This is a genomic window from Comamonas avium (assembly GCF_014836675.1).
Classification (GTDB): Bacteria; Pseudomonadota; Gammaproteobacteria; order Burkholderiales; family Burkholderiaceae_C; genus Comamonas; species Comamonas avium.
In genome coordinates, this window is record NZ_JACSQK010000013.1 from 12,190 (window position 1) to 32,566 (window position 20,377).

A 20,377-nucleotide genomic window follows, 5' to 3' on the forward strand; every position below is an offset into this window, starting at 1 on the left:
CAGGACTGAAATTCAGCAGAATGCCTGAATCAATTCTCAGAGCTTACTCGGGAAGCGCGACGCCAAGTTTTGCAAGCTTAGCGGCAGCTACATCGCGACGATGAGCTGCTTTCGATGCGGTTTCGCTCACCGACTTGAGTACGCCAGGGCCTTTAGAGGACGAGGTCAGCACTACTGCTGCTTTTTTAGCGGCATCAGCAGCCAATTTTTTGTAGCTGGCGATGAGTTCGGCGTGTGCAATTGGTTGATTCACAAAGATTTCCGTATTTAAGATAAGTCCGATTGTTGCTCAAAACGCTCATAACATCTTCCCCTTCTGTTTTCACCTGTTTTTTTGCCTGGCAGAAGCACCAATCTGAATTGACTAGCATTTCGTGGTTTGAGAAGATCAACCTCTAAACAGGCTGGGTGAAGCTGCACTGCGCGGCTGCCCTGACCACCACACCGACTAAGCACCAGAGGTATGAGCACGCGCCCTATTAGTCCTGTCCTGATTTCTCTGCATTCCAGGGCTGCAAGCGGCTAGGAGCAATCTTAAACATGGCCTGCAAACAAAGAACCGCAGGTCTGCTTGCTCTTCATCTTCAGCTGGTTGCGTTGCTTCCTCCGAATAATTTGCCAGCACCGGCCCAATCGGATGCCTTGACGTCTTCAAAGATGATGTAGATGTAATTGGGATCGGTTCCGGTATGTTCGACGATGCTTTTAGTGATATCTGCCGCTACAGCAGCCTTTTGTTTGTGATCTTTTCCTTCGAACCAGCTCACACGGACAACGGGCATAAAAGTCTCTCCTGATAGTTGATGACAGCGCTGATAGCAATTACTTTGTTTTTGCTCTCAGCGTCACAGCAATCCTATAGTTGAAACTTAAATCTATATTCGAATACATTTCTCATATAAGTATCTCCGGAGGAAACATTGAACGAGCAAGATGTATTCGCAGATATCCCACTGTTCGTAACCGTCGCTCGAGCAGGAACTTTCACGAAGACTGCAGAGCAACTGGGTATCACTAAGTCAGCCGTTACCAAGGCAGTCACTCGTCTAGAGAATCGACTTGGCTTCAAGCTTTTTCACAGAACCACCCGGTTGATCCGATTAACTTCGGATGGAGAGGCCTATCTCAATGCTTGTCGGCATGCCCTGGATGAGGTGACCGCTGCACAAACTGCTCTTTCATCTAACAGCCAAGTTCTGTCTGGGCGTATCCATATCGACATGCCTGTTGCATTTGGACGAAAGGTTCTGCTACCAGCCTTAATGAACATCGTCCGACCACACCCTGGCATAAGCCTAACTTTGACTTTCACAGACGCGGTCAGCGATCTTTTGCGCGAGGATGTTGATCTCGCCATCCGATTCGGAGCTCTTGCAGATAGCAGCCACCTCATCGCACGTCGACTTACACAGCAAAGGCGTGTGATCTGTGCATCACCGGGCTACATCAAAGACTACGGTTTGCCGACCACCATCATTGAAGTTGCTGAGCACCGTTGTCTAGTGGGTACTCCAAATGGTCCACCAAGCTCCTGGGCTGTGATGGAGGAAGCCAACCAGCCGGCCACCTACGAGCCACCTAAGACTCATCAGTTCAGCGACGGTGACGCCATGGTTGATGCAGCAGTCGCTGGAATGGGGCTGCTGCAATTGCCTGAAACTATGGTGCGCGACAAAATCGCTAGCGGCCTTTTGCGTGAAATCCTCCCTGGTTTGTCTGGGCCAGATGTTGAGGTTCATGCAGTTTGGCCAAAGCGGGGACAACTCAGTCCACGACTTAGATACATTGTGGATAGGCTCTTAGAGCTTGGAGCCAAGGGTGAGTTGAACTGAATCTCTTGTCTCTCGTGACCTACCGAGCCAAGCTACCTTATTGAATTGCAGAGCCCGCCACTGAGCGAGCTTTTCTCATTCTGGAGATACCAGCATGCGATTTCTGATCAAAGTGGCCGGCACAAAGTTTGACCGCATCCCAAGCAACGATGCAGCACAGGCTGATGCCTTTGCCCGTTTTCCACTTGCCATGGCTGTAGTGATGTTGCGCATGGACGCTAACGGAGCATGAGTGAGCTGCCATCCCCCAGCGCCACCGCCTTGGCAGTTCGCGTGTCTCGCGCGGGCGAAGTGACTGGGCCAGCCAGCGCGCCAGACGACACAGCAACGCGGGACGCTCCGTTCTGATACACACACTCACCTTCCCTAGGTTGAAAGATTACGCAATCGGCCTGCTATAGGACGAAAGGATTGAGTGCTCCATCATCGATGGCATACACATATTGCGGAGCAGCACGACTGGCCTGTTGCGGCCCCCCATGCGAGGCAGAAAGGCTGGGGCAACTAACTGCTGCCCCTACCGATCAAAAAAACAGCGGAAGTTACGGTGTTACGCCTTATTTTTTGCAGGAATCTTCTGGGTGTGAAAATTCAACCTTGGTGTTGGGTTCACTGAGAGAGACGACATTAGCGACACAGACTTTACGATCCATGCCAAAGAAGACCTCATAGTCTTTGTTTTTCTCGGGCACAAACGTGGCAGATACAGAGCAAGACAACCTGCTGTCAGGGCCTGTAAGCATGGCAAAAACAATGGGCTTATTGGCCGCAACATACATTTCTGCGGACGTGTGTTGCTTGCTCAGCGCCGACACTGGCATATCAATTTTGCGGTCTTTGTAGCCACTGGCTCCAACCATCCCGCCTATCACCGTGCCTGCCCCTGGTGCTGACCAGTCTAGGCAGTCTTGGCCAGGAATAGCTCGAACAAAAGCAGTTGCTGCGCGCACAACACGAACTCGTGCTTTGTCTCCTGAATCGGGTTCGGCAACTGTCGTGAATTGAGTACCTAAGCTACTGCACCCTACGACGGTTAGAGTGGTCATAAAAGCTGCCATGAGCTGGGTTATGCGCATTGAGTTTCCCTCTTCTTCGTTGATATTTAATGCGTGGTGGATTTTCGGATAACTGAAGACTGAACCAAGCCTCAGTTTTAAATGCCTGCGACATCAAAGCCTGCGAATTACAGCTTAGATGCACAACCACTCCGACGATTCGTGGACACTGCGCTGGTTTAATCTGGCCAGCTCACCATCTACGGTGGTCAAACCTGCCTGAGACTCCTGCTATCGGCCATGAGTCGCCATCGTGTCATTGGTCTTCTGTAATCACAAAAGACCTAGATCAAAAACTTTAGGCTTGTCTAAACACTGCAACATCTAATTTACCTACGTAGCCGCAGGCCAGTCAGAAGCCATCACGGACTAAGCCGATTGAATCCAAAGCTTTGACCAGAGCCGTCAGCCATCAGAGCAGATCTAAATCCTCTTCATAAATCGCATAGATTTCTATACAGATCAGTCTCATTTTTCTGGTGATCTACCCAAAAACCTACCTTAATAGATTTCACAGCCCGCCACGGAGCGGGCTTTTTTACGTCTGGAGCACCCGACGTCCCCCCGCTTTCAGTAGCAGTTGAGCTTGGAGTCCAATCCCAACGACAGGAGATTGGACATGAAGAAGCGATTCACGGAAGAACAGATCATTGGCTTCCTTCGGGAAGCTGAATCGGGCTTGCCGGTAGCTGAGCTTTGCCGACGGCACGGATTCTCCGAGGCCAGCTACTACCTATGGCGCAGCAAGTTTGGCGGCATGAGCGTGTCCGATGCCAAGCGCCTCAAGGAGCTGGAAACTGAGAACGGGCGCCTTAAACGGCTGCTGGCCGATGCACTGCTTGAGAACGAGGTGACGAAAGAAGCCTTGAGAAAAAAGTGGTGAGCGCACCGGCAAGGCGGGAGTTGGTGCGCCATATGAACTGCCAAGGGATAAGCGAGAAACGAGCACTGCGTGTAATTGGCATGAGTCCCAGTGCTTACCGTTATCAACCAGCAGCAGATCACAATTGCGCCCTCAGACACAAGATCATCGCTTTGGCGCAGCGCCATCGACGTTACGGCGCCGGAGCGAGCGGGGATCAAGTATCGGAACCCGTATCAAATCCGGCACACCTACGCCTCAACCCTACCGACCGCAGGCGCCAATCCTTGGTCGTGGCTAGCCAGCTTGGGCATGAAGATGTAGAGATAGTCTTCAGAACCTATGACAAAATCATCCGTGAAGACTTCCAAAAACCCAAGCCAACTCTGCAATCCGCAAAGTGATCGGTGCGATTCACGTGCGAATTTCGATGTGATCCCTGTGTGAAATCGGTGTGAATACAACACCATAAAGCACAAGGAAACGGGCAAAAAATAACGCCACACGGTGATTTCTCACTGTGTGGCGTTGTCGTGGATGGTGGGCTGGCGTCAATTGAATCTTCTCTTGAAACCCGCATGAAATATAGATTCTTCTGAACTCAACTTTCCTCTGTACCCCACTTTGTACCCCCACTTTGGTTTTGGTACCCAGCCTTCAAGATCCTGTGCTGCAACAACGATACTTTGCTTAACCCCCTTCTACTTGTTTGCGCAAATTCAAATGGTCGGCACCTTATGTCGCACAACCTCTGAGGCAACAAGTCTTCACTTAACCCCCTTAGGGCAGCCACACAACAGCGCGCAAGGGCCGCTCGAATTACCCGCTCTCTTGATCCTCTGGTAAGGACCCGCGGCCGTTGCCCGCTTGGTCTACACACTCAGACCATTGCCAGCACAGAGCAACAGCGCAACAACAGGGTGCCCAGATCACCAGCACCCCAGGCACCAAACCAAGACACGCAGCCCAACCCGCCTTGAGCCCTGACGCATGCCTGTGCATCGTTACCGCTGCCTCACCACCGCCCAACTTCATTCCATTTCAGAACAATCAACACAACAACGACTGACTAACTTTTCTCCGGCTAAGGCAAAAAGTCTTGGGAACATTGGGAACAAATCAAAAAACAGAACCTAAGTCGTTATCCCTACTGAATAAAAGTGTTCCCAAAACCACCTTGGGAACAACCCATTTCTCTTGGGAACATTGGGAACAAATTGCCTTAATTTGGCTGTTTTTGAGGCAAAAAGCAACTTTAGGTACTCATTTTATCTATCGGGCTGGGCTTCGCCTTTGTTTTTCTGGTGCTGCATTCACTTCATCTCACGCACACAAATAGCCCATAGTTAATTCCATCGCGGAATGAACTTCTCACACACCCCCTTCCGGCGTGCGGCTGCCTTGCCTGCAGCAATCCAAGTACATAGCCATACCCTGAACACCGCCATGCCATAGCCCACCATGGCCAAGCATTGCAGGCCACACCACACACAAAAAAGCCCAAGGCTGTGACCCCCTGGGCTTGTTCATACCTGCAGGCACTGCGACCGCAATCCTAAATATCCAGCTCCATGATGGCGGGCGTGAACTGGTAGCACCAAGCATGGCCCACGCCCGGCAGCCTGTGTCTGGCGTCGTACTCACGGCCCTTGGCGGGTTTGAGGCAGCCGTGCTGCAGCAGCACCTTGCACACCGCCTTGTAGTCAAAGCCCCGGCATATCTCGGTGCGGAACACCTCAGGCAGCACAAAGTACTCCACCTGTGTTTCCTCACCGTCGATGGCGGTCATGGTGTCGTACAGCTCTTTGTCTTCCTTGGATGTGCCCGGCGTGTAGCCCGTCTTCTGGATCTTCAGCGGCTTGCCGTCTGCATCAATCAAACGCCTGAAGCCTGCACGCTGCAGCGTCTTGGCGTTGTGGTCATCGGTGGCGCGGTGCCACCACGTAAAGCGCCCTTCCCCGTGCGCCTCCAGAAAGCCGCGCACCTGCCGCAGCATGGAAGCCACCTCACTGCTACCGTCTCCACCCCGCGAGTCCAGCCAGGCAACAAAGCAAGTTTTGACTGCCGCCACCGCTTCGCCTGCTGGCCAATCTGTAAGCCCGGCTTCTGTGGCCATCTCACCTGCTACGGCCACCAGTGCAAATCGCCGCCCGGCACGCCGCACTTGCCCTGAGGCGCTGCCCGGCACCATTTGTGCCTCAATCTCCTCCATGCGCCGCCGAAGGTCGAACGCCAGCGTGTCAGTGTTCGACACCAAATGCTCCAGCCAGGCGCGGCCAGCGGTTCCATACCGCAATGCAGCGTAACGCTGGACCCAGGTAGACAACTCATGCCCGCCATCGAATTCATGAAACTCTTCAACTGCTGAACCTGGCCGTACTTCTGCTGGAATGGGGATAAGGCGCACCTCCTGCCCGCCCTTCATCTTCTTGCCAACGGCCTCCATCTGTTGCGCGAGCGTAATCTCGCCACTACTGAGGAATATCAACCGCCATGTCGCTTTAGGCCGCAGCCCGCCCATGCCCTTGCCACGTGTTTTACCCATGCCATCGGCCAGCATGTAGGCAGTCGCTCCTGCATCGCCGTTTTCCATCTGGCCCAGCTCATCCAGAATCATCGTGCAGTCGTTGTGCTGCTCTGCCTGGTACTCCAGCCCGTTAGATGTAGCCCGCCATTTCTGAATGTAGGAGTCGGGGTCTTTTTCAGTGCCCTTGCCCCATACGCTGGCGGCAATCAGAAAACCCGTGGTCTTGCCAATACTGGTCTGCCCCGTGAAGTGAAAGCCCCCGCCCGTGGTACCCGGTGCCCACGCCAGCAGTGGCCCAGCGAAAGCTGCGCTGACAGCAAATGCCAGGCGGCTATTGCCTATGCACAGACGTGCCAGATCCTGGCGCCACTGCTGCAGCGCCCCCCGCTGGTTGAAGTTTGCTTCTACGCCAGCTTCGCTGTGAAAAATCACACGCTCCGATGACAGGCTGGTACCCAGCGTTTCATCCGGCAAAACATAGCAGCGCCCATGCCAGCCAACACGGGGAACGTGACGCACCAGCTCAGTGGGCTGGCGACTTTGCAGATACTCCGTCAGCCATGTGCGCCGCTTGCTATCTGTCGGAGTCATGAACCCCTGACTCAAGAGCGCTGCACGATAGGTAGAGCCGTCTCCGGCAAGCATGTGTAGCGGCATCAGCCAGCGCCGGCCTTTTCTGTGCGGGGTATCAAACTCCAAAAGCAACGCTGCCTGGTTGTCACTGGCATCACAAGCCATGCCCGTTACGCGCAACGGCCCGCACACCCGCCGAGGGGCCCCACCGTCATCACCCGGCGGGGTGAACCAAACGCCCGAGTCATCCACCACAAATCGATCTTTAGCCACGGCATTGACTGCCTCGCCTGGCGATTGCTCAGCAACAACTCTTTGTTTGCTGGCTTTGCTACGGCTGCCCTGCGGGGAGGATTGCAGTTTTGCTTTGAACACCTGCATCGCAGCCTTAACCTGCTCACGCACAGCGTCTAGCCCGTTAGCCTGGTGCATGTCGTTAAAGTCGCTGCCGCCCTCTGGCAGCGCAGCAGGCAACACCACGCCAGCACGCACCGCCCTGGCTGCCGCCTGTGCTTTCATGCGGCCTGTGTTGCGGCCCGTGCGGGCTTGGGTTGCGGCATCGTCATCACCGCACACCAGCAGCACGGCATCAGGCAGCAGCGCACGCACTGCCTTGGCCACGTGCAACAGGTTGCCCGCATCAAAGGCCACCACCACCGGCCAGCCCGTGGCCATGTGCAAGCTGGCTGCGGTGGCGTAGCCCTCGGCCAGCAGCGCCACCGCAGCGCCTTGCAGGCCGCCCACCACATGCCACAGACCAGACTTGCGCCCGCCCTTTAAAAACAATTTGTCTGGCCCATCTGCAGGCCGCTGGGGTGCAATGCGCTGCACGTTCCACAGCCGCCCTGCGCCATCGCGTACCGGCACCAGCAGCCAGCCATCAGGTGTGTAGCGCACGCCAAAGCCCTGCACGCCTTTGCGTTGCAGGTAGGCGCTTTGTCCGGTATCGCTGGCCGCACCCCACAGTGCCTCGGCCTCTGTGGCTGCAGCCTCTTGCTGGGCCGCAATGCGCTCTTGCTCTGCCTGGTTGCGCTGCAGGCGCTCGGCCTCCATGCGCTGGCGCTGGGCATCACTCACGGGCTGCGCCGCCTCACCCGTGCGGGGCAGTTTGAAGCCATGCTGCTTGGCCAGAAACAGCAGCGTTGACACACCCACCCCACCCCCGGCCTTGATGCTGCGCCATGTGCTGCGCACGGCTGCGGCATCGAATGTGCCGCCACTGGCTGCGCTCCATTCGCTAAAGAGCTGCAGGCCCGTTTCATCCGGGTACTCGCTCTTGATGGCCATGCCCACGCGTGCCCATTCATCACGGGGCAGGTTGGACGGCACAAAGCTCAAAGCGTTGCGCAGCAGCTCGGGGGTAATGGTGGTCTTGTTCATCGCAAACGAGGCTTGAGGTCTTCAGGTTTGAGTGGCTGAAAATCAGCACGCAACTTGGCAGGCTGGCCCGGCTCAGACACCGCCAGCAGCTCTTTGGTGCGATGGGATCGCACGTACAGCACACCCGCCGCGTCCATGTACGCAATCAACTTGGAGCCTTGGGGCGAGAAAAACTCAGTGCGCCGCACCGGGCGGCCATTGGCCTTGACCATCAGCAGCGCTGCCGCCTGGGGCTGCTGCTCAAACATGTCGGCAGCGTGCGTCTGGGCCAGCACCTCGCCGCTGGCATCGAGCTGGCGCAAGATGCCGGGCCACACCAGTTGCTCCAGGCCACCGCCTTGCCGCGTGGCTTTAACAGACAGCAGCACACCATCAGCAGGCACCACGCTTTGCAGTGCGGCAGCGCCCCACTGCTGGCGCTGCTGTGCCACCTCAAGGGCGGATTGCATGGCCTTGGTCATTGCATTGCTATGCATGGCTTTCCCCTTTGCTTCAGACAACTTGCTCACCCTGAATACGCGCCTGCACCCAGCTCAGCACCGCTGTCTCAGGCCAGGCCACCATGCGCGAGGTAATGCGCACGCAGGGCGGAAACTTGCCCTCTTTCATCAGCTTGTAGATGGTGCTTTTCTTGCAGCCCGTGGCCGCCTCCACATCAGCCAGGCGAAGCAGACGATCGCGGGGCACTACGGGGCGGGCGGAATGGACAACTTGCATGGGTAACTTCCTTTTACGGACGCCAGCACATCCAACGTGGTGTGCTTGCTGCGTTGGGGAAATGCTCGGCACAGGGGTGTCCTGCCGTCGCCCTGCATATGTCCACTGTCGCCCGTGCAAGGCGTAGCGCGTTCGCCGCCGTTGCAGCCCAGCGCAGGCTGTTGGCAGGGCGCACGCAGGGCAAAACAGGGCTACGCACTGCGCTTGCCTCTCCAGCTGGTAATGGCACTGCTGGCGTCTTTCACCGGATTGGCCAGCTCCCCGTTCGACCTAAATCCGTGGCGCTGCAGCAGCTCTGCCAGCGTTTGGTGCCGCATACCCAACTGCTGGGCCAGTTCGGTCAATGCACCGCGCTTTCTGCCTTCAGAGAGCTGGCGCTGCAGCCATGCCGCCAGCAACGCCACATGCTCGGCATGCCACTGCGGGCGCTCTTGCTCGGGCTGCTGTGCAAACTGCTGGCGGTACAGCACCAGGGTGGCAAGGTCTTGCACGTCTGGCGGTGTCAGCATGGCTTGGCCCTGCTGTGCAGTGGCGCTGGCCAGCACCCCGCACGCCTTGAACCACGCGGCCACATGGGTGCTGGGCTGCATGTCCTGCCTCTGCAGCCAGCGGGCAAAGTCAGCCGCAGCCACCAGATAAAACGTGCACTCCTGCATCTGCACTGGCTGGGCCGGGGTGTACGGGCTGTACCGGCTGGTGTAGTCGTGGCCACCAGTCAGAGAGATAGGCCGAAACAAATCCTCATTGCGCCCAGCAACTGGCACAGGTACAGAAAGTACTTCTGCCTCACAAGCCAGCGTGCCCACCTCGCAGTCATCCAGCAGCGCATCGTGCAGCACGCCCTGTGCTTTGCGCCCTGCTGCATCGCTATGGGCATTGGGGCGCTGCAGGGCAGCAAGCTGCTGCGCATCCATGCGCTGCGGCCAGCCCTGTGCCTGCTCTTCATCTGAAAAATACTGGCGAATGCGCCTGTCGCTCATCGCATCGCGCCACTTCATATCTACTGCCATTGCATCCCCCTGCAGGAATAGGCCCGGCGCTGAACGCTCCAGCCAAGCAGCCGGGTGCCTGCTCTTTGAACCGGGCAGCAGCCCGGTCTGGCTGGAGTAGCTAAATATGCTGTATATGCATACAGCATTCAAGCCATGCGGATCAATTCAGCGGGCGTTGCAGCAGTGATGCGGCATCACCACCAATGCGGCTCATGCTGCCAATCAGCCCCAGCTGCGTGGCGTGGGAGAACAGCAGATCTGGCACATCGTGGTGGCTTTGCAGCGTGCCTGCGGTGCCATCACCGTCTGAAGAGACAAGGCAGCCAACGCCCTCAAACACACGCTCTAACTGCTGAGCAAAAGTGCAATTGAACTCGGGCGCGCCTTCAGCCAGCCAGCGCAGCTCTTGCGGTGTCAGGTGCGGGTGGGCGTGCTTCCACAGCACTTGCAGCAAGGTGCTGGCGCTGAATGCAGGCAAAGAAACAGGATGGCTTGTGGACTGGATAGACGCGGGGGATTTAGACATGGCCAGCCTCCCGCAGCACCTGCTGGGCCTGCGCTGCCGTGTGGGCAGCATCAGACGCATTCAGCACAAACAGCGCACGCAATGCGGCCAGGGCTTGCACCGTTTTGCGGGCAGCGCCAGGCACATTGGCCGTGGGCTGACGCAGGTAGTGCAACGCCATGGTGAGCGCGTTGTGCGCATCGGCATGGAGCTGAATTGGGTGTACGGGGGATGGATGGCCCGAAGTGGGCGCATACGGTTGCACAGCGACGTGTGCAGGGGAAATGGTAGCCATGAGCGGCCTCCAAGCAGGTTCGGTTTGCTAAAACCACCGCTCTGAGTCCAAACAGGGCGGTGACTCGACAGGTTGGACTACCGGGAACCCGCTTGCGCGAACCGGCCAGGCTTGCGCCTGCCTGCCGAGCCACCATAAAGGGGCATCGACAAAAAAGCCGCAATCCATTGCGGTACTGCGGCTTTCGTCGCAGCGAGTTCAGCGGGAGTCCAATCCCGATCACGCTTTACGGGCGTGACGGGGTGAATGTAGCACACAGGCAGGTAAGGCGTGAACTAGGTATTGGATGTGACGGGAATTAGCCGCTGTGTATCCGTAGAGCCAACACGTTGCCTAGCACAGCGTGTCCAGTAGTCGGCTCAAGCCATGCTGCATGGTGCGGTTGTAGCCACGGACATTGAGTACTTGTAAATCTGTAGCTTCAAATGGAGTGGCAGTGTTTGGTCAGAGGTGGACTCAAAAGCGGCACCTAGAAACCCGAAGGCGTGCCTCTGGAGCAAACGGTGGGGTGAACTTGGCTCAAAGCTCTACCCATTCATGACCCCATTCCTTGACAGTCTTCCGAGATCGACTCTTCTCGAGGGGAAAGTAGCGAATCTGATACATCACGCCGTTGTAATTAACTTTTTTCTTCGAATGAGCGTTTGGATATAGGCGATCAAGCTCATCAGTGAGCTTTTCAGACTCGCTCTTTTCAATGACTCCTAGATTTTTAAGGTTTTCGCTTATGCGCCGAACTGCTCTTCGTGCATCGCGCCTTTGTGCTTCGTACTTGTTTGGGTTGTTGCTGCTGTCGTTAGCATAAGCATCGTCCCAGCGTTTGAGCTCAGCCTCAGCAGTCGCCAAATCAATTAATGAGGGGTTTGGGTTCATTCTCGGAAATGTGTAGTTGTGACAGCCTGCTATCGCCCTGAGGGCTACTCTAAGGCTTGGTAAAAACCTATCTAGGCTCGATTGGTGAAAGTTGCAGTCCGGCCAAAAACCCTTCCGCTGCAAGATTAAACCGCGTTTGCTGGTCCACCGCCATTGCTAAAATCAGTAGTCCCTGAGGCAGCATGTTTTGCAAATCCATCACGATTTACCAAAATGGCTATACCTTTTTTAATTTTTGGGTCGAAGTTGGCAATACGCCAAAATCCTTCAATTCCAAAATCAATAAACACTGGCTTGTGTCTATGCCAACGATGGAATAGTTTGCTTCTGCCAATTACGCTGAAATTAACAAAGCCATCCTCACCAACTTTGGTGCGACCAAGTTTGAAGTAAACGGGGTCGTTATCATTTTTTGTGCCATCTATTACCCACACCATTTTTTGATAAAACTTCTCTCTTGCATCGACTTCCTCTGAAGTTATTGTCGAACGCTGGAATTCAATCACTAATCCAGCCGGAGTTCGAACATCTGCAATATGACGTTCCATAGTTGCTCGATCAACCAGCTGAACTTCTTGGCACTCTAGAAGAAAGCGATTTTTCCAATCCCGGTGCCATTGAGTTTCTGGCTCCCACCAAGGGTCACAGCTGGCGCTTTTGAGATGTGCCCAATGCCAGATTTTGTGAACACCACATTTTGCTGACACCTCGTTGCGGCAGCCTGGACAGATGCCTCTCAGTTTCGGCTGCGCTTCAATTCTTTGCTCGTTCAATAAGGCGTAGCGCATGTCCTCTCCCCTTTAAATCACATGACTTTTAACAAGTATAAGACTGCACGATTGGGTCGAGTGGATGGCTGCTTGGGGTCGAATTTCGACGGTCGCAGAACGGCCAAAAAAACAGAAAATTGCATCATGAATAAGCAGCCACTCAAGGCTAATTAACCAAAAATAACACTAATTACTACACCTAGTATTTAGCTGCATCAATCAATATTCTCTTGCTTGCATTATTCATTGAAAAAAATGCCGTTTTGCACAAATCATCGGCTGCCTTGAATGCACGAGCACAGTAATTTGGAGAATTGCTTGCAGCTTGGGCGATGCCTGTGTCAAGGATGGTTACAGTAGGGCCGAAGTAAAGCCCCTTTCCCAAATCTACAACCGCTCCCAGTTGGTCTGAATTCCCCTGAGCAGCACAAGCAGCAATCCCAAAGGTTTGTATATTAGAAAGTTCCGGTGACATAGGCTTGCAGCGCTGATCTATAGATACCATGTCTGAGAGTACAGCATAGTATGTGCCTTGCAAATTTCTATCAAATGCTTTGTTATAGAAAAAAACGCTAATGAGACCTAATATACCAATAACTGCTGCAGCGATTTTTAAATATTCATTAGATAAACTATCAACTACCCCAAGGAGGATAGTGATTGCAGTATAACCGCCTGCAAGAATAAGAGTCAATGCGACTAAAGGCTGATTATTATAAAAAGAGATGCCAGAGAGTACTACGCCAAATAGAAAAAATATTAATGCGATAATGTTGCGAATGTTCATATTCTAATTAATGACAGTTAAATCATTTCAGAGTTAATTTATATCTAATGATTGAAATAATAAATCCAAATAATATCGGAATTCAAGAATGCAAATTAATAAAATACACACTCAATATCCGAAATTAAATTCATATTCAACGTCTCATTAGAGGTTATTGCACCCCATCACAAAGGGCTGCTTGCGACCCATTGCGCGCTCGCAAGATCACTAGCCAGCGTCTGCACTCGGCGGGAGCGATCGCTCGACACTGGGCAATCTAGACGAGGTTTGGCCGCGAGTTTGCATGCCGGTTAGTGGTCGTTGGCGAGGGCCTGCGATCGGTCCAAAGGTGACATTAAGGAAATCGAGAAGCTGATGTTTGATTCGTACGGTACGCAATGCGCACCGTACCCAATAGTTCTATATGGCTGACTCTGGTGCGGGTTACTGGATCATGTCTCGAATTCTCCGCATCCATCCTACAACCTCACCTTCTGGATCACGGGCATGAATTCGAGCGGCGGTCATCAAAGGGAAGGCACGCTCTGCTAGCCGAATCTTGGCTGAGCCGTCTTTCATTACACCGTCGTAATTCTGTGCTGCAGAATACGCCTCTGCGAAGCGTTTCGGAGTTGCTTTGTCATCGACAGGATGGTCGGTGACTTCCACTATTACGTTGAATGCTTCATTGATCGCATCCGAATGAAGGTAACTCTCAATTTCATGCTTAATGGTCTGAACAGCCCAGGAACCATCTCCGCGAGCATTTATCGTTGCAACTGAAGCAGCATAGCTAGCGACATCGCCGTCATAGATATGAACTTCTTTTCGGCTAAGTCCGCGCAAGTAGTGCTCATCAACCCAATGCTTTAGGTTCCCTCCACCGAGCACGATGAAAGCAACTCGGCCATCGTTTTCGAGGTTCGGCAACGAGTTGTCCTCTGCGTGTAGCGCCTTGCTGAGGGCTTTAAATGCGCTAACGTCAGTGGGGCCTTCTAAGCATAGCAATACCTTGACGCGACTGTCAGGTGTCACTCCAAGAGTTTCCGCGACAGCACCGAAGACGTCGACACCAGCTTGGATAACAGGCTTTCCTGTAGCGCTATCCCGAAAAATAAAGCGAATACTGTCATTTGGAAGTTCGGCGGCGAACCCTGGGCTGTGTGTCGTAAGAACGACCTGACATCCAGCTTCCGAAGCGAGAGATTTGAATGACTCGATCAATATCCGTTGATTATTGGGATGCTGGGCGGTTTCCGGTTCTTCGATTGCGTAGATGATGCTGCGACGGTTACTGGTCTTCAGACGACGTTCAGCCTCGGCCTTAAAAAAACTAACAAGAACCAGTCGCCGGATACCACTACCACGTTTGTTTAGCGGGATGCCGGAATCAGTGTTAAGTCCTATGGAGAACAAGCCAAGCCACTTGGCGGCGGTTGGTGGAGTGAATTCTGGACTCAACTCACTGGCTAGTCCAGGGTCAATGGTTTTTAGTGCTTCGTGGGTGTTTTGGGCGATTTCCTCAGCCTTTTCTTGGACACGCTGCTGAATCCTTGCTATATCTGCTTGAACTTCGGCTAAGGCAGCAGCCACAGCTACTTTCATTGGGCTTTGCACTTCGTCATCGGAATCCTTACTGCTTCTGTCGCTTTGGAAAAGGGCGAACATTGGAAGGTAACTTTCGATTTGATCCCAGATTCTCTTTGCGTCTTCCTTTGCTTTACTCACGGGTATGGCGGTTTCCACGAGCTGCAAATTACCTCCCGCAGCCCAAATTGCCTTGCGCATTCTGGGGTTGCCCTTCAGTGACACATCCAGCTTCAATTCCCTGACCTTTGCCTGCAGGTCTTTTTCTTTGAGTTCGAGAAGGTTTTGAAAGCCTGGGACAGAGGGGTGGTTGGCAAGCACGAAGATTTCAAGCGAAGGCTTCTTATTGCCACAGTCATAAATCTTTCGGAGCTTTAGGGTTCCCGTGTCCGTCAACAAGAACTCCTCCGCCAGCGATGTTTCAGCTCCAGCGTCAAGGGTTAGCGAATCAGGGAAATCGGTAAATTCACAGGTGATTTCGACCTTTTCAATGCCACTGTGTACATGCGCATCGCTTTGTTCAATTGAGACGATACTGTTGTTAAAGAAAATCTCTAAAGCCTCCAAAACCGTTGACTTACCTATGTCGTTTCGACCGACAAAGGTAGTAAGGTCAGAAAAATCGATATTGATTTCTTCCCTATAACAACGGAAATTTTTAATCGTTACAGTCTTCAATCGCATTCGTCTCACCCTCATGCATGGCAGATAAAAACATTTTTTTACATGTTTATCATCGCACACCCATGAGCCTTGCCAAAGTATGACGGTGCGTAACGAACGCTACGTATATGCGGTCTCGGCGTTCCTAACTGACGGTCACTACTAACCGGGTGCATGCGCTCCTTTGGCCAACCTCATTACTCCGGTGCTGTCGCTCAAAGTTCATATCCTTACCGACTGGTTTAGAGCAAGTAGTTCCGAAAGTTGGCGGGCTCGACTCGGCCAGGAGCGGTCCTCCGAGGCATTGCCACAAGCTACGGCTTCAGGCTGGTTGCCGCCGTTCACCTCAGAGGTACCAATGACTGCTGCTACCGAAAGCAGTCATTGCCCAAGGACTTTCGAGAAGGTCCGCTCTACCCCTTAAAGCTGCCAGTGGAATCTGACCATTGCCAAGTGACTGCTTTGGCGTGTGCTGACCTTGTGCTATCGACCCAAAGCAGACACTAACGGACTAGGTAAGCCACTGAATCGCCCTGGGTTCCGTGGAGACCCGTTGGTTTAAGCGAGTTCGCGGTTGTGGTCGGCTGACGCTGACGAACTGCTGCCAGTAGTTTGCAAGTACCACTGAGCTTGAGTATCTAATTCCACCGAAGTGAGAAACTCTAAGGCAAGATCGCATCGTGCAAAGTGTTTAGTATCTGGGGCATCTTCTTGATCTGACCGTGCAACTAATTGGGCTGAGCGTTCAGCTTGCCAAGCAATGACAAGTCTTTGCGTTTCTTGTTGCAAGTGTGTGCTGCTGCGTACAGCGTAGTGGTTGTATAAGGTCTCGAGCTGGTCTGTCTCGGGGTTGATCAGTTGAGGGGCAAAAGTGCTGTTCAAGTCCTCTGGGGTAAGGGCAACGAGGCTATAGAGTGAGGCTAGATGCTGCGCCATTGGCGCTGTTTCTATTGCCGCTAGATAAACACTGCTATGGTGCGTATAGGTTCCTCCCAGCAAATGTGCCAAGCAACCTAGCCAACCCAAGTGAGCAACAGCACGCTGTTGTGCCAATGGTAATTTCGGGAAAACTTGTTCTGTGTTTTGAAGCAGTTGGTAATAGACCGTTTCTGCTGCATAGAGCGCAGATCCCAGTACATCAGGGGTGTGGTGCTGTAGATTGCGAAAAGGCGAATGCCCCCAGTAATCGTCTGCTGCATGTAGTGCATCAATGACGGGGTGAGTCAGTGGTGCCAGCACTTGGCAATCAATTAATTCTTGCGTGATGTTGCCGAGTTGTTCAAATCCGGTTTGGAGTGGTGCCAGTATTTGCGTCCAGGTCTCTATTTGCATAGAGGTCGGCTTGGCAAGCCAATCTAGATGGGGAGCCCATGTGCCTTTGTATTGAGCTAAAAAGGCATTGGCTTGCGGCTTCGGCACGTAGTTTGGATATACAGCGTGCATGTTTTCAACATCGGCGTTATTGAGACATTGCAGGTGCTCAACCATGAGTGGGTGCAGCTCAACATGGGTGTACTCCACCAATGGCGCGCCATAAAGAAACTCTTTTAGTTGTGGTAGCGCTAAATGCCAATGTATGTGCTCTAAAGTGATTTGTGGAGCAAGTTTTTGGCGCAACTGATACACAGCGGTATCTAACGTTTGCATCGTGTGCGCCAGATTGCGCTGAGTGCGATTGAGTGCACTGATAGCGGCGACGGCATCGCTTTTAGCATTTCGATAGCGCTCTGCATAGGTGTACAGCAGGGCACTGTGCGCTAGCTTATAGGCCAGCACCGTCACATAAATAGAGACTAAAGTTCCAGTGATGGAGGCCGCCACACCGATGGTGCCAGATAGAAAGCCTCCAGGATCGCCAAAACTCTGGGGTGAAATCCATTTGTGGTGTACCGCCAAGAACAGCCCAACAACCAAGGCAATGGAAAGTACGCACAGCAGTAATAAAGCGGCTGGGGTGGTAAAGCGGAGCCTTGGTGGTGACATTGAGGTTGGCCGTGTTGGGGGGGGTGGGGGGGAAATATTTGGGTCTGATATTATCTTTATGCATCGTTGTATTGATCCAGTCAAAAGCTGCACAGGTCCTAAACTTTGATAAAGGACCTGACAGATGTGAGAGCAAGAAGAAGTTAAACGCTTGACCGCCAAGTGCAAAAGTTCCTTGGTGCTAGAAAAATTCAAGGCAAAAAGCACGATGGCAGGAGCCAGACGGACTTATGACCCGCTATTTCGCCCCTCGCATATCAGAACTTTGACAATGGCTTGGTTTTGTGAACCGCTCTTAGGCTGTGCGATAGCACATACATCATCCATGACTGCTTTTGGCCGACTACGGCACTTTAAAGCTAACCCAGTTAGCAGCCGTTCGCCAGCGAATTCATTGAGCTGATGCTCGGCCAGTGCATCGACTTCCTGGCCAATCAAGCGCATTGTGGTACTCCCTCAACTCAATGGGAGACCATCATGGAATCCGTCGCCAGCGCTATCCATCGCGAGCCGTGGAACAAGGGAAAAATCGTGGGCCAAAAGTCCCCGTTCAAGGTCAAAGACATCTGGGCACTGCGTGTGCGACTACAGATGGAGCACCGAATCCGGGAGCTTGCACTTTTCAACCTGGGTATCGACAGCAAATTGCGGGGCTGTGATCTCGTGGCGTTGAAGGTCAGGGACGTTTGCCACGGTGATCAGATAGCTACACGCGCCATCGTTATGCAACACAAAACGCAGCGGCCTGTGCAATTTGAAATTACATCAACGACACGAGATGCCCTGCAGGCATGGATCAAGCATGCCGAGCTGAAATCCGATAGCTTTTTGTTCCCAAGCAGGATCCACAGATCCCCTCATCTGGGAACACGTCAGTACGCCCGTATCCTAGCCCACTGGGTGGATGAGCTAGGGCTGGAGCGCGCAAGCTATGGCACCCATTCGATAAGAAGAACCAAGCCCACGCTGATCTATCGACGAACCAAAAACCTGCGTGCCGTTCAGTTGCTGCTTGGGCACGCCAAGCTGGAGTCGACCGTCCGGTATCTCGGCATAGAGGTTGACGATGCGCTGGAGATTTCCGAGCAAACTGAAATTTGAAGCAAGCTTACGGTCGTGCTGCCCTTGTCATGAACCAGACTGCACGACTTGAGCGGCTGCTTTACGGCTAAGGCGCGGAATGACACTCCCGGCCAAGAGCAGTCGGTGTGTGTTGTTGATAACGGAAGTTAAAGCTCTGAACCATCCGAAATGCAGATACAGAGGACATAAGGCAGGGATGAGAAGATGAGACGTAAGCCTCAGCTAAACCTTACCCCATCTACAGCAGCGTTTGCGGTTGAGCAAGTGATTCGGCGTCACTCAGCTACGCGCCACGAATGCTCTTGATTAGGTTTGCGAGTTGCTCTGCTCCGTCAAAAGTAGAGGGGATACCTTCGCTCTCAGGCACGAGACTGCTAAAGACGACTGCCTCGAACTTGGTCAGTACATTTGGGTCATCCTTTTTGATTTTCACAGAGTACTCGGCGTAGCTCTGAACGAACTGACATAGGGCAATCCGAAGATCCAGCTGCAGCACCTGCGCCTTCACAGATCTGAATTGGGCAAGGACCACGCGAAAGAAATAGATGAGGACTACTTCGACGGCTAGGGTAGTTGGGAGCGTATAAAGCAGCAGCCCCCTCTTTGCCTCAAGAGTTTCCATGTGGGTAAATACATAGATCAACTGTGCGGTAGGTGGAGTAAGCATCAGTAGGGCAAGCGCAATCAAGGACCAGAAAGCTATCCTGCGCTCTGTGATTTTCACTCTTGCCAACTGCCGAAAACCATCAACAAGCCCGACAAAGTTATATGAAGAGGTGGCGTCTTTCAGCCCTTGCTTGATTGACTCGAGATGAAGGCTGCGCTGATTGAGTTCGGCGTCCCAATCCGACTTGAGCTTCGTTGCTTCCTCGACAGTTCTGGAAAACTTCTGAAACTCGGCTATTGCGGGGTCGTTCAGGAGCTTTTTGGCGACCTGAACAGGCATTGAGTATCTTGCGAAGGTAATCTGTTGCCGGTCATTGTCGGTAAATCGTTCAAGATTTTTGTCGACAAACTGACTAATCCGCCGAACCTCAAAGCTTGGGTCAGCGGGTTGCGTAAACTCGAGTTCACACAGAAATCGAAAAGCAGACGTGAAGGCTGATGCAATCTCGGCAGGTCGTTCCTTAAATGGCATTTCGGGAAACGCTCGCACTTGGCTCATGAAGCTTTCGCCGATCCACTCGATGTTTGAAGTGCAGTACTCGTCAAATCGAGCGGCGTTTGCAATCATCAACTCGATGATCTGGAGCAATGGATTGGCAATTTGATCTGAATTCGACGTAGAGACGACACTTCGAAGTGTTCGAGAGTACAGCCGCAATGCTTCGAGATTTTCGGGCGCAGCGAAGAACGGTACGCGTGGGGTAGTTTGCATAGCTTCTGATGAGGTTCAAAGTACTGATGTAGCTGCAAAGACACCACCGCACGTGCTGCACACTACACGGGGCATGGTCCATCAGCGAATTCGTTACAAATACTATAGCTTGCGCACCCAGCTGTCCGTTACATGGTCTGCAGCTGATTGAATGACCGCTTTGAAAGCGTGTACTGAAGGACCGCTCCGGGTCGATAACGCCCCTTCATATCAGATGAGAGCGGACCTTGAGCTCCATCTTGGCTGCTTGCCCTCACTGTCAGCTACACACCAGAAACCAGCCAGTGAGGATTAGCTGACGATGTACTCGGGATGACTGCTATCTGGCTGAACCCGGCAGTTCGGGCAGCCAACATGAACCTCCGCAATCGCTGCAAAGCGGATATACATCAAGGCGCTCCTATCAAGGCTGTATGATCAGTGGTTGTTCGCCAAGTAGCGATAAGCCACAGTTGTCGATAGTTGGCGCGTTGCAGTTGATTGCAGTGAATTTCGGGTCAGGCGTGGTCCTACTAGGTCCGAAAGGGTCGACG

At 53.2% G+C, this 20,377-nt stretch carries 18 protein-coding genes and 2 pseudogenes; 5 read left to right on the forward strand and 15 right to left on the reverse strand.

Going from position 1 to position 20,377, the window contains the following annotated elements:
• Nucleotides 1–43: 43 nt before the first annotated feature.
• Together H9646_RS18145 and H9646_RS18150 are read right to left on the reverse strand one after the other, a co-directional pair.
• Nucleotides 44–253: a hypothetical protein gene (locus H9646_RS18145; RefSeq protein ID WP_191724806.1), complete on the reverse strand. Its 210-nt coding sequence runs from the start codon at nucleotides 251–253 to the stop codon at nucleotides 44–46.
• Between the two features lie 331 nt (nucleotides 254–584).
• On the reverse strand, nucleotides 585–782 hold the full coding sequence (locus H9646_RS18150) for a tautomerase family protein (protein WP_191724807.1): 198 nt from the start codon (nucleotides 780–782) through the stop codon (nucleotides 585–587).
• Nucleotides 783–920: 138 nt separating this feature from the next.
• On the opposite strand from H9646_RS18150, the gene H9646_RS18155 reads away from it, so the two are divergent.
• Nucleotides 921–1,832 carry a LysR family transcriptional regulator gene (locus H9646_RS18155; RefSeq protein ID WP_191724808.1) on the forward strand — a complete coding sequence of 304 codons (912 nt, stop codon included), beginning with the start codon at nucleotides 921–923 and terminating at the stop codon, nucleotides 1,830–1,832.
• 94 nt (nucleotides 1,833–1,926) lie between these two features.
• Nucleotides 1,927–2,064: a hypothetical protein gene (locus H9646_RS18160; protein ID WP_191724809.1), complete on the forward strand. Its 138-nt coding sequence runs from the start codon at nucleotides 1,927–1,929 to the stop codon at nucleotides 2,062–2,064.
• Between the two features lie 325 nt (nucleotides 2,065–2,389).
• Here H9646_RS18160 and H9646_RS18165 read toward each other — a convergent pair whose 3' ends face one another.
• Nucleotides 2,390–2,908 (reverse strand): hypothetical protein, encoded by a 519-nt coding sequence (locus H9646_RS18165; protein WP_191724810.1) that lies wholly within the window; start codon nucleotides 2,906–2,908, stop codon nucleotides 2,390–2,392.
• 598 nt (nucleotides 2,909–3,506) lie between these two features.
• Here H9646_RS18165 and H9646_RS18170 point away from each other — a divergent pair.
• Together H9646_RS18170 and H9646_RS18530 are read left to right on the forward strand one after the other, a co-directional pair.
• Nucleotides 3,507–3,955: pseudogene (locus H9646_RS18170) on the forward strand (transposase); the annotation flags it as partial.
• Nucleotides 3,954–4,153, forward strand: a pseudogene (locus tag H9646_RS18530) (tyrosine-type recombinase/integrase); the annotation flags it as partial. The pseudogenes H9646_RS18170 and H9646_RS18530, both read left to right, overlap by 2 nt.
• Before the next feature lie 1,151 nt (nucleotides 4,154–5,304).
• Here H9646_RS18530 and H9646_RS18175 read toward each other — a convergent pair.
• The 11 genes from H9646_RS18175 to H9646_RS18225 form a co-directional block, all read right to left on the reverse strand.
• Nucleotides 5,305–8,229 (reverse strand): DUF927 domain-containing protein, encoded by a 2,925-nt coding sequence (locus tag H9646_RS18175; RefSeq protein WP_191724811.1) that lies wholly within the window; start codon nucleotides 8,227–8,229, stop codon nucleotides 5,305–5,307.
• Nucleotides 8,226–8,705, reverse strand: a complete 480-nt coding sequence (locus H9646_RS18180) for a hypothetical protein (protein WP_191724812.1) — start codon at nucleotides 8,703–8,705, stop codon at nucleotides 8,226–8,228. Before H9646_RS18180 ends, H9646_RS18175 begins: the two co-directional genes overlap by 4 nt.
• Nucleotides 8,706–8,721: 16 nt before the next feature.
• Nucleotides 8,722–8,946, reverse strand: coding sequence for a helix-turn-helix transcriptional regulator (locus H9646_RS18185; RefSeq protein ID WP_191724813.1), 225 nt, complete (start codon nucleotides 8,944–8,946; stop codon nucleotides 8,722–8,724).
• Nucleotides 8,947–9,137: 191 nt separating this feature from the next.
• Nucleotides 9,138–9,956: a hypothetical protein gene (locus tag H9646_RS18190; protein WP_191724814.1), complete on the reverse strand. Its 819-nt coding sequence runs from the start codon at nucleotides 9,954–9,956 to the stop codon at nucleotides 9,138–9,140.
• Nucleotides 9,957–10,098: 142 nt separating this feature from the next.
• A complete protein-coding gene (locus tag H9646_RS18195) occupies nucleotides 10,099–10,464 on the reverse strand; it encodes a hypothetical protein (protein WP_191724815.1) in 366 nt (121 codons plus the stop codon).
• Nucleotides 10,457–10,738: a hypothetical protein gene (locus H9646_RS18200; protein ID WP_191724826.1), complete on the reverse strand. Its 282-nt coding sequence runs from the start codon at nucleotides 10,736–10,738 to the stop codon at nucleotides 10,457–10,459. Before H9646_RS18200 ends, H9646_RS18195 begins: the two co-directional genes overlap by 8 nt.
• Before the next feature lie 519 nt (nucleotides 10,739–11,257).
• The gene (locus tag H9646_RS18205) at nucleotides 11,258–11,611 is read right to left on the reverse strand and encodes a hypothetical protein (protein ID WP_191724816.1); all 354 of its coding nucleotides are present in this window, start codon (nucleotides 11,609–11,611) and stop codon (nucleotides 11,258–11,260) included.
• A gap of 125 nt (nucleotides 11,612–11,736) precedes the next feature.
• Entirely contained in the window at nucleotides 11,737–12,399 is a 663-nt protein-coding gene (locus H9646_RS18210; RefSeq protein ID WP_191724817.1) for a competence protein CoiA, read from the reverse strand.
• A gap of 181 nt (nucleotides 12,400–12,580) precedes the next feature.
• Nucleotides 12,581–13,168 carry a hypothetical protein gene (locus H9646_RS18215; protein WP_191724818.1) on the reverse strand — a complete coding sequence of 196 codons (588 nt, stop codon included), beginning with the start codon at nucleotides 13,166–13,168 and terminating at the stop codon, nucleotides 12,581–12,583.
• Between the two features lie 426 nt (nucleotides 13,169–13,594).
• A complete protein-coding gene (locus H9646_RS18220; RefSeq protein WP_191724819.1) occupies nucleotides 13,595–15,421 on the reverse strand; it encodes an ATP-binding protein in 1,827 nt (608 codons plus the stop codon).
• Between the two features lie 537 nt (nucleotides 15,422–15,958).
• The gene (locus tag H9646_RS18225; protein ID WP_191724820.1) at nucleotides 15,959–17,383 is read right to left on the reverse strand and encodes a hypothetical protein; all 1,425 of its coding nucleotides are present in this window, start codon (nucleotides 17,381–17,383) and stop codon (nucleotides 15,959–15,961) included.
• A 477-nt stretch (nucleotides 17,384–17,860) separates the two neighbouring features.
• Here H9646_RS18225 and H9646_RS18230 point away from each other — a divergent pair, with 477 nt between their 5' ends.
• The gene (locus tag H9646_RS18230) at nucleotides 17,861–18,484 is read left to right on the forward strand and encodes a tyrosine-type recombinase/integrase (RefSeq protein ID WP_191724821.1); all 624 of its coding nucleotides are present in this window, start codon (nucleotides 17,861–17,863) and stop codon (nucleotides 18,482–18,484) included.
• A gap of 265 nt (nucleotides 18,485–18,749) precedes the next feature.
• On the opposite strand, the gene H9646_RS18235 is transcribed toward H9646_RS18230, so the two are convergent.
• Nucleotides 18,750–19,844: a hypothetical protein gene (locus H9646_RS18235; protein ID WP_191724822.1), complete on the reverse strand. Its 1,095-nt coding sequence runs from the start codon at nucleotides 19,842–19,844 to the stop codon at nucleotides 18,750–18,752.
• Between the last annotated feature and the right edge of the window lie 533 nt (nucleotides 19,845–20,377).